General features: G+C 42.8%; 16 protein-coding genes. 6 read left to right on the top strand and 10 right to left on the bottom strand.

Annotated features, from left to right (window positions below; translation table 11 throughout):
• Positions 1 to 11 precede the first annotated feature (11 nt).
• Positions 12 to 2,654 carry an alanine--tRNA ligase gene (gene alaS / locus HWQ44_RS22385; protein ID WP_292723185.1) on the bottom strand — a complete coding sequence of 881 codons (2,643 nt, stop codon included), beginning with the start codon at positions 2,652 to 2,654 and terminating at the stop codon, positions 12 to 14.
• Positions 2,655 to 2,905: 251 nt separating this feature from the next.
• On the opposite strand from alaS, the gene HWQ44_RS22380 reads away from it, so the two are divergent.
• Together HWQ44_RS22380 and HWQ44_RS22375 are read left to right on the top strand one after the other, a co-directional pair.
• Complete coding sequence (locus tag HWQ44_RS22380) at positions 2,906 to 3,106, top strand: heavy-metal-associated domain-containing protein (RefSeq protein WP_292723182.1); 201 nt, start codon at positions 2,906 to 2,908, stop codon at positions 3,104 to 3,106.
• A 929-nt stretch (positions 3,107 to 4,035) separates the two neighbouring features.
• Entirely contained in the window at positions 4,036 to 5,061 is a 1,026-nt protein-coding gene (locus tag HWQ44_RS22375) for a diguanylate cyclase (RefSeq protein WP_292723180.1), read from the top strand.
• 195 nt (positions 5,062 to 5,256) lie between these two features.
• Here HWQ44_RS22375 and avd read toward each other — a convergent pair whose 3' ends face one another.
• The 5 genes from avd to HWQ44_RS22350 form a co-directional block, all read right to left on the bottom strand.
• Complete coding sequence (avd, locus tag HWQ44_RS22370; RefSeq protein ID WP_292723178.1) at positions 5,257 to 5,610, bottom strand: diversity-generating retroelement protein Avd; 354 nt, start codon at positions 5,608 to 5,610, stop codon at positions 5,257 to 5,259.
• A gap of 114 nt (positions 5,611 to 5,724) precedes the next feature.
• Positions 5,725 to 7,851 (bottom strand): SUMF1/EgtB/PvdO family nonheme iron enzyme, encoded by a 2,127-nt coding sequence (locus HWQ44_RS22365; protein WP_292723176.1) that lies wholly within the window; start codon positions 7,849 to 7,851, stop codon positions 5,725 to 5,727.
• Positions 7,852 to 8,166: 315 nt separating this feature from the next.
• Entirely contained in the window at positions 8,167 to 8,295 is a 129-nt protein-coding gene (locus tag HWQ44_RS22360) for a hypothetical protein (protein WP_292723174.1), read from the bottom strand.
• On the bottom strand, positions 8,288 to 8,590 hold the full coding sequence (locus HWQ44_RS22355) for a type II toxin-antitoxin system RelE/ParE family toxin (RefSeq protein ID WP_292723172.1): 303 nt from the start codon (positions 8,588 to 8,590) through the stop codon (positions 8,288 to 8,290). The genes HWQ44_RS22360 and HWQ44_RS22355 overlap by 8 nt, the downstream gene beginning before the upstream one ends.
• Positions 8,590 to 8,856 carry a type II toxin-antitoxin system ParD family antitoxin gene (locus HWQ44_RS22350; RefSeq protein ID WP_292723170.1) on the bottom strand — a complete coding sequence of 89 codons (267 nt, stop codon included), beginning with the start codon at positions 8,854 to 8,856 and terminating at the stop codon, positions 8,590 to 8,592. The genes HWQ44_RS22355 and HWQ44_RS22350 overlap by 1 nt, the downstream gene beginning before the upstream one ends.
• Positions 8,857 to 8,935: 79 nt before the next feature.
• Between HWQ44_RS22350 and HWQ44_RS22345 the strand changes: the two genes are divergently transcribed.
• Positions 8,936 to 9,154, top strand: coding sequence for a hypothetical protein (locus tag HWQ44_RS22345; RefSeq protein WP_292723168.1), 219 nt, complete (start codon positions 8,936 to 8,938; stop codon positions 9,152 to 9,154).
• Positions 9,147 to 9,566, top strand: coding sequence for a hypothetical protein (locus HWQ44_RS22340; RefSeq protein ID WP_292723243.1), 420 nt, complete (start codon positions 9,147 to 9,149; stop codon positions 9,564 to 9,566). Before HWQ44_RS22345 ends, HWQ44_RS22340 begins: the two co-directional genes overlap by 8 nt.
• 53 nt (positions 9,567 to 9,619) lie before the next feature.
• Here the strand turns inward: HWQ44_RS22340 and HWQ44_RS22335 are convergent, their stop codons facing one another.
• A complete protein-coding gene (locus HWQ44_RS22335; RefSeq protein ID WP_292723166.1) occupies positions 9,620 to 10,357 on the bottom strand; it encodes a Ycf66 family protein in 738 nt (245 codons plus the stop codon).
• Between the two features lie 337 nt (positions 10,358 to 10,694).
• Between HWQ44_RS22335 and gndA the strand changes: the two genes are divergently transcribed.
• The gene (gndA, locus tag HWQ44_RS22330; protein WP_292723164.1) at positions 10,695 to 12,125 is read left to right on the top strand and encodes an NADP-dependent phosphogluconate dehydrogenase; all 1,431 of its coding nucleotides are present in this window, start codon (positions 10,695 to 10,697) and stop codon (positions 12,123 to 12,125) included.
• A 242-nt stretch (positions 12,126 to 12,367) separates the two neighbouring features.
• On the opposite strand, the gene HWQ44_RS22325 is transcribed toward gndA, so the two are convergent.
• Both HWQ44_RS22325 and cax read right to left on the bottom strand, forming a co-directional pair.
• Complete coding sequence (locus HWQ44_RS22325; protein ID WP_292723162.1) at positions 12,368 to 13,507, bottom strand: serine/threonine-protein kinase; 1,140 nt, start codon at positions 13,505 to 13,507, stop codon at positions 12,368 to 12,370.
• Positions 13,508 to 13,635: 128 nt separating this feature from the next.
• Positions 13,636 to 14,727 (bottom strand): calcium/proton exchanger, encoded by a 1,092-nt coding sequence (gene cax / locus HWQ44_RS22320; RefSeq protein ID WP_292723160.1) that lies wholly within the window; start codon positions 14,725 to 14,727, stop codon positions 13,636 to 13,638.
• 531 nt (positions 14,728 to 15,258) lie between these two features.
• On the opposite strand from cax, the gene HWQ44_RS22315 reads away from it, so the two are divergent.
• Positions 15,259 to 17,976 (top strand): DUF3536 domain-containing protein, encoded by a 2,718-nt coding sequence (locus tag HWQ44_RS22315; protein ID WP_292723158.1) that lies wholly within the window; start codon positions 15,259 to 15,261, stop codon positions 17,974 to 17,976.
• 178 nt (positions 17,977 to 18,154) lie between these two features.
• Here HWQ44_RS22315 and HWQ44_RS22310 read toward each other — a convergent pair whose 3' ends face one another.
• On the bottom strand, positions 18,155 to 18,400 hold the full coding sequence (locus HWQ44_RS22310; protein ID WP_292723155.1) for an HNH endonuclease: 246 nt from the start codon (positions 18,398 to 18,400) through the stop codon (positions 18,155 to 18,157).

Genomic DNA, 18,400 nt, shown 5'->3' with positions numbered 1-18,400 from the left:
TAGGAAGATGGTTAACCCAAGGCGGATTTTAACTCACTTTCCGCTTGTCCCAACGCATCTGGTAATTTGCTCGCATCGCGTCCGCCTGCTTGGGCTAAGTTCGGTCTTCCACCGCCACCGCCACCGCAGATTTTAGCGATCGCACCCACAAATTTACCAGCTTGCAGTCCTTTTTTGTTCACTTCTGGACTAAAAGCTGCAACTATACTAACTTTCCCTGCTTCAGGAACAGAACCCAGTACCACTGCACCGTTACCGATTTTTTGCAACAAGCGTTCGGCTGCGGTTTTCAATGATTCTGGATCAACATCTTCTAATTGGGCGACAATAATTTTATGGCCGCCTACGGTTTCTGCTGTTTGTAGCAAGCTGTCTGATTTAGCGATCGCTAGCTGTACCTTTAAGGTTTCTAATTCTTTCTGGCTATTTCTCAGTTCGCTTTGCAGACTTGTGATTCTGTCTGGTAATTCTTCGGGTTTAACTTTAAAGCGATCGCTCAAATCCTTAACTACTTTATCCCGAAGGTTGAGATAATCTAGTATTGCTGGCCCCGAAACAGCTTCAATCCGCCGCACCCCAGAAGCTACGCCAGCTTCCGAGATAATCTTGAACACGCCAATTTCAGCAGTATTACTGACATGAGTCCCACCGCATAGTTCCATTGATACGCTGGGAAAATCAATTACCCGCACTTCATCACCGTATTTTTCGCCGAACATAGCAACAGCACCTCTAGCTTTTGCTTCTGCTAAAGGTAATACTTCCACTTTCGCAGCATGGGCCTCAGCAATCCAACTGTTCACCTGTTCCTCAACTTGTTGGACTTCTTCTGCTGTCAACGCGCGGGGACAGTTGAAGTCGAAGCGCAACCTATCAAAGGAAACGAGGGAACCAGCTTGAGATATGCCCTCATCAACAATTTTCTTCAACGCCGCTTGCAACAGGTGCGTTGCGGTATGGTTAGCTTGGGCGCGACGCCGACAAGCCGGATCGATTTGGGCTGTAACATTATCGCCTACGCGCAGTGTACCGCGTTCGATGCGTCCGAAGTGAACAAAGAAATCAGATTCTTTCTTCACATCTTCTACGCGAACTACAATCCCATCACCAGAGATATAACCGCGATCGCCGATTTGTCCCCCAGATTCAGCATAAAATGGCGTTTTGTCAAGGACAATTTGCACCTCTGTTCCCGCTTCTGCTTCATCTTGCGAAACACCTTCTACCAAAATCGCTTCGACTTTCGCCGTCGCCGCAGGTTGGGTATAGCCTAAAAACTCGGTGACTTGGATGTGTTCTGCTAATTTGTCGAGGGAACCTTGCACAGTTAAATCGATGGTTTCATGTGCTGCTTTAGCACGTTCCACCTGCTTTTGCATTTCGGCATCAAATCCCGCGTCATCAACTGTTAGATTATTTTCCTCGGCAACTTCTTGAGTAAGTTCGAGGGGAAATCCGTAGGTGTCATAGAGGGTAAAGGCACTTTCACCGCTAATTTGAGTTTCCCCTCGCTGTTTCACCTCTTGGATGATTTCTTCTAGCAGTTTTTCGCCTCTATCCAGAGTTCTGAGAAAATTGGATTCTTCCCGTTGCAACTCAGCTTTAATTGCTGCTTCCCGTTGGCGCACATTGGGGTAAGCTGATTCTGAAAGAGCGATCGCAGTTTCGGCAACTTGGGTAGTAAATTCACCAGAAATCCCAATTAATCGCCCATGACGCACCACCCGCCGAATTAATCGCCGCAGCACATAACCGCGTCCGACGTTGGAAGCGCGAATTTCATCAGCAATCATGTGGATGACAGCCCGAATATGATCGCCAATGACTTTTAGGGAAGTTTTGGTTTTTTCATCACTGCTGTGGTAATCAACACCAGCAATTTGCCCTGCTGTTTGGATAATTGGGAAAATCAGGTCAGTTTCGTAGTTATTGGGCACTTTTTGGAGAATTTGCGCCATTCTATCCAAACCCATGCCGGTGTCGATGTTCTTGTTTTGCAGCGGCGTTAAACTGCCTGATGCATCCCGGTTATACTGCATGAAGACGAGGTTGTAAAACTCGATGAACCGGGAATCGTCTTCTAAATCGATATTTTCGTCACCGCGTTCTGGGTGGAAGTCGTAATAAATTTCGGAACAAGGGCCACAAGGGCCAGTCGGCCCAGATACCCAAAAGTTATCATCTTCGCCCAAGCGTTTAATTCTCGCTACCGGCACACCAATTTGATCGCGCCAGATTCCAAAGGCTTCATCATCATCTTTAAAAACGCTGACGACAAGATTTTGGGGGGAAAAGCCAAAGATTTGTGTAGAGATTTCCCAACCCCAAGCGATCGCTTGTTCTTTAAAATAATCACCAAAGCTGAAATTACCCAGCATCTCAAAAAACGTGTGATGCCGTTTAGTGCGTCCAACATTTTCGATGTCATTGGTGCGGATACACTTTTGCGAAGTCGTAGCCCGCTTGAATTCTGGTGTGCGCTGCCCCAAGAATATTGGTTTAAATGGTAGCATCCCCGCGATCGTCAGCAGCACGGTTGGGTCTTCTGGCACGAGGGAGGCACTTGGAAGAATTTGGTGTTCCCGTTGGGCAAAGAAGTCGAGAAATATGTTGCGAATTTCGTTACCGCTTAGGTACTGGGGATTTGAAGACATAGGTGTTTTTAACTTTAGACTTTAGACTTGGGCGTAGCGGCACTAGGTAGGTGTATTTTCATAAATAGCTTTATATATTCTTGCATTTTGTTTCATATTACTGCCAGCGAATTGTGCCAGTCGGTGAGCAAAATGCAGCAATTAGGATGTTTTTACACCATAATCTAACTCTGGTGAGATGCGGGAGCGCTTTTTGATGGTTAAGATTAATCCTTAAGAAATAGTTTAAAAAATCGATATTGAGGTAACAAATGGCACTAAAACTGAAAGTATCAAATATTGCTTGTGAGGGATGTGCAGACACAATTACTGAGTCTATCCACGTTATGGAACCTGAGGCTAAGGTGGATATCGATGTTAACGCTAAAACTGTCACGGTGGAGTCCGCAGCTTCTGAAGAGTCAATCAAACAGGTGATTGTTGCTGCTGGTTACACTGTTGAAGGTTATTGACTCGGTTCTAGGTTTTGACAAAAGGTTAGATTTTAATATCTCAGGCGACTCTGATAAATTTTTTTTATATTTATTCTGCTTTTTTACGGGCGGAATAGAACTAATTTACCCACATTAGGGGCAGGTTTTGACATCAAGTTTTTTATTTAGCTTTGTTTTCTAGATTTATGATGTTGCGGCAAATAAAAAAAGATGTGAGTTAAGTAAATAAAGAAACACAAATAAAGCGTAGGCAGAGATATTTTATTTATCTTGTTAACGCATGGTGAAACTTGGGTTTATCCTCACTTAAAACTGCGAATTTTACACTACAAATTCGGTCTGTATTTGTAGGGAATGTTAGTAGACAGGAAGCTACTATCCATAGCAGTAATTAGTTTTGCTGTCTATTTTTTTGCCATTCAATTCCTATATTGATACTTGATAAAAGCCTAGTTCATAAAGAAAAAGGCTGAAGTTCTCTATGGCAAATAACATTTTTAATTCAATGAGAAAAGTTTGGTTTTTATAATTCAATGAAAAAATTTTATATTTTCTTTATTTTTCTACTTGGGAATAAATTTATCTGCCTGATGTGACAGTGATGACAAACTATTTGTTTTGGTAGTTTCATCAGGAAAATAGCACTTAAGAAACTACAGGAATAGGTTTTCTACATCCCAATAATATTCAGTATTTTTACTGTTTTAAAAACAAACTCTAAAGAAGACATTAGTTGTCAGAAGTGGATATTTGAGAAACTGTAATAGTAAATATAAAGCCTTAAAAGGAGATTAAACTTGGAAAATCACTGTAAAATTGGCGTTCCAAAAATAATATATCAAGAAATATAACTCAGCCTCAAACATCATATTTAGTATTAGGCAATAAAAGCAGTAAGTTACTCAAGTTAATCTCTTGAAAATTTAAATAGGATAAAAAATAAAGCAATGAATATTTCTATTCTGGTCTTTGGAAAAAAGAATTTTATCGCCACACTTCCAGATCAGATCCGTTATGCGACTGCTTTTAGTGTAGAAGTTATGGACAATCTAAATCAGGCAGTGTCGCGAATTAAAATAACGCCTCCCTATATAATACTGGTGCAGGCTAGTCTGGATGGCAGTATGGAACTGTGCGCTTGGTTGAAAGACCAGACAAAATTATCGTGGATATACTGTATTCTCTTTGAGGATCGTTCGCAGCAGCTAACTGATCGAAATAAGGGTTGGCACAGGGAATTGGAAATGAGTGCTGCGACACTAAAGCAGGGAGCCGATGCTTATATTTGGCATCTGATTGAAGAAAAAAAAGATCATAGCTTGGCAGAGTTGACTGCAAATCATGGACTCATACTTGCTCAATTGACAGTTGGCTTGCGGAAAGCACACAAATACCGAGATTTGATTCGGACAAATGATATGTTATCTGCGATCGCCTTAGCAGATTCGTTGACAGAATTAAATAATCGTCGGGCTTTAGAATGGGACTTACCCAGACAAATTCAAAGAGCCAGGACTCAAAAAACTTCTCTGAGTCTGATTATTCTGGATGTAGATCATTTCAAAAAAGTTAACGATACTCATGGGCATTTAGTAGGCGATCGCATTTTGCAAGTATTATGTCAGCGTTTGCGCCACAATCTGCGCTGTCAAGATACAGCATTCCGCTATGGTGGTGAAGAATTTGTAATACTTCTGGCTAACACTAGCGATGACGAAGCATTATTAGTAGCCCGTCGTCTCAATCGCATAGTCAGCGATGAACCATTTGCACTCAACAATAAACTGACAATTAATATCACCATTAGTCTGGGCACAGCTTCTCTGCGATCTGAGGATGATGAGCAAGGAGAGAGTCTGCTGCATCGTGCCGATCAATGTCTGTTACAGGCTAAAACTTCTGGGCGTAATCGAGTTATTGACTCCAACTACCTATCTCATCATGGCTCACATTTGAAAGCTGTTTCTTCATGAAAGTGGGCATTGAGAATGAATTGGCTTTTGAAATTAGTCCTAAATATTGCATGAGGCGGACAACTGTTCGACCTTGCGGACTACCAAGCTATCCGATAAATTAACCCACGCAGGTGGGTTTTGTCTGTATAGCCGCGATTTCTAATCGCCTGGTTTATTAATAATTTCATTCCAAAGTTGCTGGCGGAATATTTTTTAATTGGAAGTACCTGGTTTAATTTTTTGCTGTTTTATCCATCCACCCAAATCGATGCCAATATCATTTAAAAGTTTTTGAGCATATTCATAACGCTCTGTCTTAATTAAGTTGAATTCTAAAAGTAGACGAGTTTGATAGCGTAAAATATCTAGCTTACTATTCAATGATTCTAAATGGGCTAATTTCTGTTTAGCATACTGTGCTACGATCAGAACATCTAATAAATCGTATAGTTCTGTAATAATCCTATTTCCTAGCAAAAATTTATGATCTCTAGGAAGGCGGTTTAAAATTGGCACATACCACTTGATCAAATCGTAAGTTTTTTGTATGATTGGTAAATCATTCACCTACGCAAAACTAGAAAATAAAAGCTAAAAAAAATTATCGAGCAGAGCGCGAGACATTAAGAAGTGTAAAGAAATAAAGGTTAGAGTGCTAAAGGGCGAGAGCGTAAAGGGCTATCAAGTCCTGCCCCTAACCACCACAACCCGAAAACCCACGTTGCCGCCCTTATTGACACGCGTGTAATAGTTGCGAAGCGCCGAGCGGCAATACCTGGGATTGAGGCGCCACGAACCACCACGCAGCAGGCGATTTTGATTATCATTATCAGATAACCAAGCACTTCCGTCTTTTGGCGCTCCGTTATAATTTTCGTGCCACTCATCCTGACACCATTCCCAAATATTACCATGCATATCAAATAAACCAAAGGGGTTAGCAGGAAATTTACCCACATCTGTTGTTTGCTTACGATATTCACCGTTTGGGGCAGAACCATAGGTATAGTTACCATCGTAGTTCGCTAAATCCGTTGTAATCGTTTCGCCAAAATAAAACGGCGTAGTCGTTCCCGCCCGACAAGCATATTCCCATTCTGCTTCACTGGGCAAGCGATAGGTTTTCTCAGTCTTTTTAGATAGCCGAGCGCAAAACTCAATTACATCATCCCAAGAAACCCGTTCAACAGGTCGATTAGCACCTTTAAAATTGGATGGGTCGGGATTTAAATCAATACTAACCTTGGGTAAGGCGGCAACAGCTTTCCATTGACTCTGAGTTACTGTAAATTTCCCCATAAAAAAGGGTTGAATGGTGACAGAGTGATGTGGGCTTTCCCTGCTAACTCTTTCTGGCTCACTCTCTAGTGAACCCATAATAAATTTACCACCAGGAATTGCAACCATTTCCAGAACTACGCCATTACCCAAGTTTTCTGTAAAAAACTCGGCGCGTCCACGGCTACGGTTAATTTCATAAGTTTTTTTCCCCATACCTAAAAATCCTGCTGATTTGGGGGTTAGAGTCGCTGTTTCAAACTCAAAAGGCTGAGTTTGAATACCTGGGGGAGATGATTCCCTTTTTAGTCGTTCTTGTAATTCTGCTTCCCGTTTTTGATTTTCGGCTCTTTCTTGTTCTTGGCGTAATCTTTCCGCTTCCTGTCTTTTATTTTCAGCTTTTTCTTGCTCTAGACGTAATCTTTCTGCTTCGCGTTGCTGGCGCTCATATTCTATTTGTTTTGATGCCAGCACTCGTTGTTCAATTGGTTGTATATCTTCATCCCGAAGATTCAAAATATTTTGTAAGCGTTTTAAGCCATTGCGGTCTTTATTACTGAGTGGATATTGTTTGATCTGAGATAAAGCTTGCTCATAACGCTGCAATTTTTGCTGGCGCTGACGATAAGGTTCCAAAACCTCAAACTCAATTGCATCAGCCTCATCAGTAGATAACCTCAGATTATTCCGAAACTCATTCAGATAAAAGCGGTTGCCTACAGAAATATCTCCTTCATCCTCAAGGGCAATATTATCAAATTCCTTGCGATATTTCAGGCTGGGGTCATCCTTGGACGACTTTGCCAGAAAAATCCGATAACCGTCCTTAAAAGGATAAAATTCTGGTGTCATAGCGGGGGATGCTTCTTGCACTTTGCTTTTTGCATACCTATGCAACTCGTCTACCGCAATCAAGCCATCCCCGTCTATATCCGCTGCACCTTTCTCAATTCCTTCTACCAGATAGTGAGTGTAAACTGAAAGTTCTAAGCCATCGGACTCAAAAGCATATTGCGTAGAAGTGGAAGCAGTGAGAATTGCCCTTCCCTCGCCTCCTAAATGCTGTTGCAGGTCAATAGTACCACTATCTTTAGCTGTCAAACCCCTGGCAAAAGCACCACTAAAGCAGCAATCTAAAATTACTACCAGTCGCCTGGAATTGCTCTGGTTCATCCAACTATGTACATTTGTGGCTGCTACGGCTGAAGTAGGGATTAATTTTCCCTGACTTTTCCGCGTGATGGAAGTCGAGAAGTAAAAATCACCACTTTCGATTCTCACGCCATGACCAGAAAAGTATAAAAGCAGCAAGTCATCTTTCTGACGATGGGCATACAAGTTATAAATAGCATCTTCCATCTCCTGCCGTTGGGGATTTTTCAGCACCATGACATCCGCCTCGGCAAAATCACCCATTTCTGGGTTTACCAAAACTCGCCGCATCGCCTCGACATCTTTAACAGCATTTGGTAGGGGGTTTAAACCTGGCTCATATTCACTAATCCCTATTAGCAGTGCGACTTTTGCCATTTAGCTGTTTGACTTATTGTTCAAAAAATCTTGTGCTTTCTGTAGCGCAAATTCAAACTCTTCTCGACTGCTGGCTTCGATATTGAGTTCTCTGCCATCAGGCGCTTTCACCCCTATCTATTCTGATGCTAGTGCGATCGCTGCATAAATATTGCTCGGCAAAGACAAAATATTTGAAGTTGGGGATATAAAATTGTGATCGCTATATGCTCTTATCTATTCTGATGCTAGTGCGATCGCTGCATAAATATTGCTCGGCAAAGACAAAATATTTGAAGTTGGGGATATAAAATTGTGATCGCTATATGCTCTTATCTATTCTGATGCTAGTGCGATCGCTGCATAAATATTGCTCGGCAAAGACAAAATATTTGAAGTTGGGGATATAAAATTGCGATCGCTGCATAAAATCGATAGGGTAACTTTTATCAAAAATCTATTCATCGTCCACATCTGCAAATATAGATTTTAAATCCCTATAACCGCTAATTACCCGCACAATCACAACGCTATCTTCAAAAACTCGATAAAATATAATGTAGCCATCTAAACCTATTCCTCTAAGGCTTGCATCAAATTTGCTGTAACTTCGTCCTATATTCGGAAATTGAGCTATGTTTTGGCACTTCTTATTAAATTCTTGAATAAATATTTCCCCTGCGTTGATATTGCGAACTAGAAAATAATCCAAAATTTCATCTAAATCTTGACTTGCTTCTTTGGCAATAAAATATTCCATTACCCTTGAGTCTCACGCGCTTTGCGTAATTTTTCTGACAGTCGCGCCATCACCACTTCACCATTTATTACGTCTCCACTTTCAATAGAAGCAAGCCCAACAGCTATTTTTTTATGGGTTTCTTCTTCCCATTCCTGATAACCATTCTCCCATTCTTCCAGCAGTTTCAATGCTTTAGCAATCACATCTTCAGCATTTTCATATCTACCTGTAGCAATTCGGGTTTGTATAAATTGCTCGTATTCCGCCTTAAGTTGGATGTTCATAATTGTTATTCCTAGTTAGCGAAGAGCATTCCCCAAACTATGCTCTAAAATTTATCTAAATTCATTAAAGCCTTAACTTATGCTTCTTACCGAACTCATACCGCTAGTTAAAGAATTATCCCACACTGATAAACTCTTACTAATACATTTCCTGGCAGCCGAATTGTTAAAGGAATCAAGTTTAGTTCCATTGGATGCTGAGGACAAAGTAGCTAGTCTTGGCTTATATGATTCTTTTGAAGCTGCTGCTGTTTTAGCGAAGGCATTAGCAGAAGAAAAAGCGGCAACACATTGTTGATAAAGTTAGATTTGCATTTACTGAAGTAAATCCAGAAATCGGTGCATTAAGTACGCTGCCTTATCTACCGCTAATTCTCACTTATCAGAATCGTTCGGTAAGTGTATCAGGCTTGCTAGATACAGGTTCTACTGTCAACGTATTGCCCTACGAAATCGGGTTAACGCTGAGAGCAGTTTGGGAACGTCAAAGACTCTCCTTTTCATTGGGTGGTAATCTGGCTAGGTTTGAGGCGAGGGCATTGGTGTTGATGGCGAATGTTGAACAATTTCCGACAGTAGAGCTAGCTTTTGCTTGGACAAGAGATAGAAACGCCCCATTGATTTTAGGACACATGAATTTCTTTTTAGCGTTTGATGTATGCTTCTATCGTTCTGAATTAGCGTTTGAAATTAGCCCTAAAATAGCCTGATGGAAATAGTGAAACCCAACATTATATTAGGTTAAAGTTGGGTTTCACTGCATTCAACTAGTTTGATTAGGCGGTATTTGCTCAGGTGGCGTTTCTGCTGGGGGAGCGAGTACCGCATCCGGCGCAATTTCTTCTACAGGAATCGGTTGCTTATCCTCAATTTCAAAATCTGGTTGCGCTGCTTCCACCAATTCAGGAGATGGGGGATGTGGGGGAATCGCTTCCGGTACAATCTCAGTTTTTGCTTCAGTGTCAGTAGTAACTGTCTCCTCTGCTGGTGGTTCTGGTATGACAATAGTTTTGTCGATAATCTCAATAGCAGGTTTTTCCGCCAAAACAGAGATAATATCTTCAGGTTTGGGGGTTGTGGGTGTCTTTTTACTCACAGTCTGCTGCACCTTGTCTTTCGCGCCACTGAACGTGCTACCCAGACCTTTTTGCAACTGGCCCAGCCGTTCCTGAAGGGACAACTTATTCACCTGTTCTTGAATGCCAGTTTTTACCGTCTCAGCACTGGGTACTTGGGTTTGTTGTGCCTGTGGGGTCAATTGCCGACGTAATGATAGAGTTTGCCAGCCAAACCAGACCAAAAGAGCCACACTAGCCACATGACCCAGCAACAAACCTCCAGTAATGCGTGGTGCAAACACCCATAAAACTAAAGCGTAGAACAGTCCCACACCACTCCATATAAAATCATTCTTACGATGGATTTCTGGGAAAAAGAAAGCTGCTGTGTAAATGGCTAAACTACCAAGACCGACCACCAAAGCTAGGACAAATGCCAGCATTATTTGGTTACTCCTTTGACTAGAGATTGGGGACTGGGGATCGGGTACTGGGGATCGGTTACTGGATATTAGGTATTAGGAAGAAAAACTAATTTAGTAAATTAAATTCCTTCCTAGTGCCCAGTCCCCAGTCTCCAGTCCCCAGTCCCTCAACTAACAATTTTGCAAATTTTGCCAGTCAATTGTTGATTTAGATACAATTTAAAATTAATTATCCATGTTAGTTGTGGATTTTTGTCGTTTATATCAAGTCTTAAGGTCTTCTTTAGGGGAGAACGGAAAATATCGGACTACCCTTATAGGTAAAGGATCTGCAAGAGTTAGCCAGAAATTTTTTATGACACTACAAAGCTTTGGTGTGATTGGATTAGCCGTTATGGGTGAGAACATCGCTCTCAACGTGGAGCGCAATGGCTTCCCAATTGCAGTTTACAACCGCTCCCGAGAAAAAACGGATGCGTTTATGGCGCAGCGTGCCACAGGACGGAACGTCAAAGCCGCCTTTACTCTAGAAGAATTCGTTGCCTTATTGGAACGTCCCCGCAAAATTCTAGTAATGGTGCAAGCTGGTAAGCCAGTGGATGCGGTGATTGCTCAACTCAAACCCTTGTTAGAAGAAGGCGATATCATTATTGACGGTGGCAACTCTTGGTTTGAAGATACAGAACGCCGCACTCAGGAATTAGAACCCGCTGGGCTTCGGTATCTTGGTATGGGTGTCAGTGGCGGTGAAGAAGGGGCGCTGAATGGCCCATCTCTGATGCCTGGAGGTACAACAAGCTCTTACGAGTTTCTATCGCCAATTTTCAACAAAATTGCTGCCCAAGTCGATGATGGCCCTTGTGTAACCTACATTGGCCCTGGTGGTTCTGGCCACTATGTCAAAATGGTACACAACGGCATTGAGTATGGCGATATGCAGCTAATTGCTGAAGCCTACGACTTGCTGAAAAATGTCGCTGGATTAGACCATAATCAGCTACATGAGGTGTTTGCTGAATGGAACACCACCGATGAACTCGATTCATTTTTGATTGAGATTACGAAGAATATCTTCCCATATCTTGACCCAGAAACAAATAAACCCCTGGTGGATTTGATTGTTGACGCAGCCGGTCAAAAGGGAACTGGACGCTGGACTGTGCAAACTGCATTGGAATTGGGAGTTGCTATTCCTACAATTACAGCAGCAGTTAATGCCCGGATTATATCTTCGATTAAAGATGAGCGGGTTGCAGCATCTAAAGTCCTTACAGGCCCCAGTGGCAAGTATGACGGGCAAACCAAGGACTTTATCAACAAAGTCCGTGATGCTCTCTATTGCTCAAAAATCTGTTCTTATGCTCAAGGGATGGCGTTGCTATCCACAGCTTCAAAAACATATAACTGGAATTTGGATCTGGGCGAAATGGCGCGGATTTGGAAAGGTGGTTGTATTATTCGCGCTCGCTTTTTGAATAAGATTAAGAAGGCTTTTAGCGAAAATCCAGCTTTGCCTAACTTGCTGTTAGCTCCCGAATTTAAGCAGACAATTCTTGATAGACAGACTGCTTGGCGGGAAGTGATTGCGACAGCTGCAACAGTGGGAATTCCAGTACCCGCATTTAGCGCATCCTTGGATTATTTTGACAGCTATCGCCGCGATCGCTTGCCTCAAAACCTAACTCAAGCACAACGCGACTACTTTGGCGCACATACCTACCTGCGTCTTGATAAGCCCGGAAGTTTCCACACTGAATGGGTACCCATTGCTGAAGCTAAGAAGTAAATTTTCACACATCTACACCAGGATATTGTGAAAACTTAAAAAGTTTCAGAATACAGTTTTAAGGGTGGCTCTGAGTTTCAGAGTCACTTTCTTTTTAGGGAACTCCAAAAAATAAATTTGTCTAATTAACAGTTTCCTCAGCAGCATTAGTCAGACAGTAATAACAGGGGCTTTGTAATTATCTAGAAGACGATTAATTATGTAGAAACGCAAAACATAGCGTTGATTTTACCAGATAAATTTTAAGGATTGTTATTACCAAGATATTTAGCTTTTAATTCTTCTAATTCTTCATCTATTTTGCTTTTATTAGAAGGCTGAGATGTAGGATTTGGTGGCTGTATTTTATTTACTTGAGGTTTGCTGTTACCCATAAATTGGGTTTTCATTTCTTCTAATTCCCGCTCCAGTTGACTAGGAGATTTCGATACAAAAGCGGCTGGAGAATTTGGTGGGGCTTGAGGGATAGCTTTTGGTGGGATCGCTGGCGTAGCCGCTACTTTCGGCTGTTGATTTAAGTCTTTGAAAACTTCATCTACTGTTTGATAACGCCGAATTGGAATACTTTCTAGCATCTTGTTGAGAATGCGACTCAACTGATTACTGATGGGAGCTTGCAAGTACTGCTGCCAAACCCATGTATCGTTGTTGGTATCATAGGAATCGAAAGGCGAGCGCACTGTTAATAAATTAATACAAGTCGCCCCCAAACTATAAATATCGCTGGCGAAAATAGCCCTACCTCTCATTTGTTCAGGGGCTACATATTCTGGACTACCAATACTAGTACCAGTTTTATTTAAGGCAGCGCCAGTGGCAGATTTAGCAGCACCAAAATCTACTAATACTAGTTTGCGATCGCTCTCGCGTAAAATAATATTTTCTGGCTTAATATCGCGGTGAATTACGTGTCTGGCGTGACAAAATTGTAATACTGATAATAAATCATTTAATAGTTGCCAGATTTGCGCTTCACTAAAAGCACCTCTATGTGCCAATTCTTGGGCTAAGTTTTGCCCGTCGATAAATTCCTGTACTAGATACTGCCGAGCTTCTTGGGTAAAATATGCCAGTAGTTCGGGAATTTGAGGATGCTTGCCCAATTCATCTAACTGCACTGCTTCTTGGTTAAATAACTCTACGGCTTTTGCCAGCGTGTTAGTGCCTTGGGATTGGGGATAAAATTGCTTAATTACGCAGCGTGGTTTTGAGGGTTTATCCTCATCCACAGCTAAGAAAGTTTTGCCAAAACCACCTTGTCCGATTGGTTTGATAGCACGGTAACGTTCTTTGAGGAGTAACTTGGAACCGCAAGTCACGCAAAAGTTGACATGATTGGGATTTTCAGGCTTGGGACAATGGGGATTAAGGCAGTAGCTCATACAGGCGATCGCTCTTATATGTCTTTATTTTCTCCTGTCCCAGGCAAAAGGGGTTTAGATTCGCCAATTATCCAGTATCAAGCTGCTGAAATGGGTAATTGACAAGTCATCACCCATAGCAGTGCTAATTAACCCATACCTTCCATAACTGGATGGAAGTAGAAGGCGAACCCCAATACTGTATAGGCTGCTAATAACAAAGTACCTTCCAGCCAATTGGACTTACCATCGGAACTAATACTATTGGCAATCAACACTGACACAACCACAGCTACTAATTCAAAGGGTTTGAAATCTAAATCCATTGGTTTACCTAATATCCGCCCTGCTATAACTAACACGGGTGCGACAAATAGGGCAATCTGCATACTTGATCCCACAGCTACCGAAAGGGAAAGATCCATCTTATCTTTCATTGCCACGGTGACTGCTGTGGCGTGTTCAGCCGCGTTACCGACGATGGGAACCAAAATCACCCCTGTAAATAGCGCCGTCAAACCTAGCTGAGATGTGGCTACTTCCAGAGAATCTACTAGCATTTCTGACTCAATTGCCACTAGCAAGGTACATACTAGCAACACGCCAACCCACAACATCATATTTGGTTTCGCGTGAGGGGTTTCCTGTTCTTCTGTCTCTGCTACACCCACATCATATAAATAGGAGTGGGTTTTCATCGAAAATAGCAGCGTTAGGGCATAAACCAAGATTAATACTACCGCAACAGCAATAGAAAGATTTTGCAGCGTTTCTTCGTTAATTCCTTGAGAGGTATAATTCATTGCCGTTGGCATCAAAATGGCAATCACCGCCAAATTCATCGAAGCAGCATTCACCCGCGCCACAATTGGCTGAAATGTCTGTTCTTTGTAGCGTAGTCCTCCCAAAAGCATGGAAAAACCCATCACCAGTAGTAAGTTGCTAATAATCGATCCCGTGATACTGGCTTTGACTACATCTATTAACCCAGCGTTCAGCGCTACTAGGGCGATGATTAGTTCTGTAGCATTGCCAAAGGTGGCGTTTAACAAGCCCCCCATTGATGGCCCGACTACCACAGCAATTTCTTCTGTGGCTGTACCCATCCAAGCTGCTAAGGGCAGAATTGCTAATCCTGCTGTAATGAAAACTGTCAATTCTCCCCACTCCAGAAAGTGAGCTGCTACAGAAACCGGGATAAACAGTAATAAAACGAAAAGAATAATGTTTTTGGTTGACATTTGTTGTTTTGGGTTGAGGGTATCATTCACAGCGAGCAATCCTAAATTTTAAATTTGGAGTGTTGAATTAACAATCACTTTCACTCAGCACTCCCATAGGATACTCTCAACCGTCTGTAGACCAATTCAGAAATTGTACTGTTTTCCCTTCACCGCTGCGGATGTTGTGTAAAATCAGATTGCGATATAATGAGTTTTCGTAATCTTTTGTTGCAAAAGTATGAATTTGAGCCAAAATATTACATCAGAAATGGGGTTTAATATATTAAAAGACAATTAAAATTTTGATTGGCGCTAAAGAAGAGAAAACCCCTAACTGAGGCTTTGTTCAATGGCTAATTACTTTGAGCCTTCAGGGAAAGGGCTGTGCGATAACGCAGATTTCCCACTACAATAAAACCGCTTGGTCAAAAATTTGGTTGGGTCTCATAGTTGTTGTTTATACCGGATTTTGTGTGAGAACTATTGTAGAAAGGTTTACGCACAATGTTTTCGGTGCAACTGCAAGTTTTTTGTTTTGGATAAATATACATGACTTCTGCTGCCCAAATGCCAGCTAACTCTGGCTCAACGTTAACATTCCATTCAGATCCTAATAACACCAAAGAAACCGATCCCCTGAACAAGGCTAATGGTGTTTATGTGACGGTGCATGGTCATTTTTACCAGCCCCCAAGGGAAAACCCTTATCTGGACGCAATTGAACGCCAACCGAGCGCTGCACCTTTCCATGATTGGAATGAGCGGATTCATTGGGAATGCTATCGTCCAAACGCCTTTGCCAGAGTCTTAAATGACCAAGGCGAAGTGGTGGGGATCGTCAATAATTACGAGTATTTCAGTTTTAATATTGGGCCAACGCTGATGTCGTGGCTAGAACGCTACGATGTGGAGGTTTATCAGCGGATTTTAGAGGCGGATGCCAAGAGTAGCGATCGCTTGCATGGTCACGGCAATGCGATCGCGCAAGTATACAATCACATCATCATGCCTCTGGCGAACGAGCGCGACAAATATACCCAAATTCGCTGGGGTAAAGAAGACTTCCGCTCCCGCTTTGGCCGCGATCCCGAAGGGATGTGGCTAGCAGAAACTGCTGTAGACTATGCCACCCTAGAAGCTCTTGTAGCTGAGGGGATTCGCTTCATCGTCCTGGCACCGTCTCAAGCACTGCGTTGCCGTCCCCTGCCCACTGCCGATCATCCCCATCCAGAATGGATTGAAGTCGGTGGTAGTCAGATTGATTCCACCCGTCCCTACCGTTGTTATTTGAAGCCCACACTAGATACTTCATCTTCACCTCTGAGTGCGATCGCCACTAGCTCCAAGGATGGTAGTACAGAAGAATTACCCTACATTGATATCTTCTTCTACGATGGGCCGATATCGCGGGACATGGGTTTTAGTGATGTCGTTTATAATTCCAGTCACTTTGCCGGCCGGATTGGTTCAGCTGTGCGTGGGGATCATCGTCCAGCACAGTTGATTTCTGTGGCGACGGATGGGGAAACCTTTGGACACCACAAAAAGGGAACAGAGAAAACTTTAGCCTACGCCTTTACCAAAGAGTTTCCTCAACAGGGTTGGACGGTGACGAACTTTGCCCACTACCTGAGCTTAAATTCTCCCAGTTGGGAAGTGGAATTAAAATCAGTCACAGCCTGGAGTTGCGCCCACGGTGTTGGCAGATGGGAAGATGACTGTGGTTGCGGTGGAGAAGGCTCAGTTTGGCATCAGAAATGGCGTCGTCCTTTGCGGGATGCCCTAAATTGGCTGCGGGATCAGCTGACTGAGGTGTATGAGGAACATGGTAGACAGTTATTTCGCGATCCCTGGCTAGCACGGGATGAATATATCCAAGTAATGCGCGATCGCTCTGCTAGCAATGTCAACCGTTTTCTCTCCCGTCATCAAACTCACAAACTAACCGCAGCCGAACAAGTAGACGCCCTGCGCCTGTTGGAAATGCAGCGTCACGCGTTGTTGATGTTCACTAGTTGCGGTTGGTTTTTTGAAGAAATTTCCCGTCCAGAGGGGACGCAAATTCTGCGCTATGCCGCCCGTGCTTTGGAATTGGCAGGGGATGTGGCAGGTGTGCAGTTAGAAAAAGGCTTCGTCAAACGTCTTGGTTTAGCCCCCAGTAATGTGGATGAATTCAAACACGGTGCGGAAATTTATCGCCAACTCGTGTTAACTGCCCAACTTGGCTTTAAGCAAGTGGCAGCCCATTACGCCATTACTTCCCTATTTACCAATCAGAAACCAGCAGAAACGCACAATTCCTTACCGAGAAAAGATGCTGCTGACAAACAGTCTCAGCGTTACCATAAGCGGGTTTATTGCTACGCTGCCAATGAGCTAGATTACCAACTGCAACGGATGGGATCGCTAACTGTGGCTGTGGGAAATTTAAAGCTAGTATCAGAGATTACTTGGGAAAGTGAGCATTTGGTATTTGCAGTTCTGCATTTGGGAGGCTGGGATTTCCATTGCGGCATTCAACAATTTACCGGGCGGCGTAACTACAGCCAATTAAAAGAAAAGCTGTTTGGGGCACTAAAACAAGCTAGTGCGGCTCATACGATCTTGGCGATGACACAGCTATTTGGAGAAGAAGCTTTCAGCTTGCAAAATCTATTTGCTGAAGAACGCCACCGGATTATGCGGTTGCTGAGTCAGGAAACACTGGCACGTTTAGGACAGTTGTATACTCAAGCCTACCGCGATAATTATGGTGTGCTGATGGCGTTTCATCGCGATGAAATCGCAGTACCGCAAGAATTGCAGGTTGCAGCCGATATTGCTTTAGGGCATCGCTGTCTAATGACATTGCGATCGCTTGAGCAAGATATCGCTGATCCCCAAAAGAGTTGGAGTCACATCTTAGAATTGGAGGCGATCGCTACTGAAGCAAAACATCTGCGTTGTCGGCTGAATATTCCCGACGGTAAACAGATGTTAGAACAGTTAATTGCGCGATCGCTCTGGCAATTATTGCACGATGCCAATGGTAGTTTTAATGCAGATATCCAACTATTGGAACGATTGATTGATGTCGGGGATCAACTAAATATTGACATTTCCCTACAGCGATCGCAGGAACTATACTTTAGTTGTCTGCAAAGTCAGATAGCGCCAGTGTGTATTACTAGCGTTGGGAATGAAGGAGATAATCAGTGTCTTCAGTTGCTCAAGTTGGGCAAAAAGTTAGCCGTTGATGTCAGCATCATTTCAAATCAATTGGGATAGATGTAGGGGCGCACTACTGTGCGCCCAAAGTGCGTAATGCATCCACACGAGAATCGTTATATAGCGCAATACAGTTCAGATAAGCCCAAAAACCTGATGTAGAGACGCGATTTATCGCGTCTTGAAAGACCAATTATCTACACCAATAACCCTTACACCCAAGCATATTTAAGAACCGTCATAAATCAAAATACCGCCGGAAACGGGGATCAATATTGTCTGTTTTCTGCTGATTACAGGTAAAGCAAAGAGTTTGGAGATTGCTGATATCGTTTTGACCGCCACGAGCGAGGGGAATGATATGGTCAATGCTGAGGTTAGTTTCTACAGTAGTTTTACCGCAGCTTCGGCATTGATATTGGTCACGTTGAAAAACATATTTCTTTACTTCCGGCGGGATACGAATGCGGGGAGTTTTGCTCAT

The sequence above is a fragment of the Nostoc sp. JL34 genome (assembly GCF_017114945.1).
In the GTDB taxonomy this organism is placed as follows: Bacteria; Cyanobacteriota; Cyanobacteriia; order Cyanobacteriales; family Nostocaceae; genus Nostoc.
The sequence above is the reverse complement of the archived record's forward strand: the minus strand, read 5'-3'. Positions and strand labels throughout refer to the sequence as shown.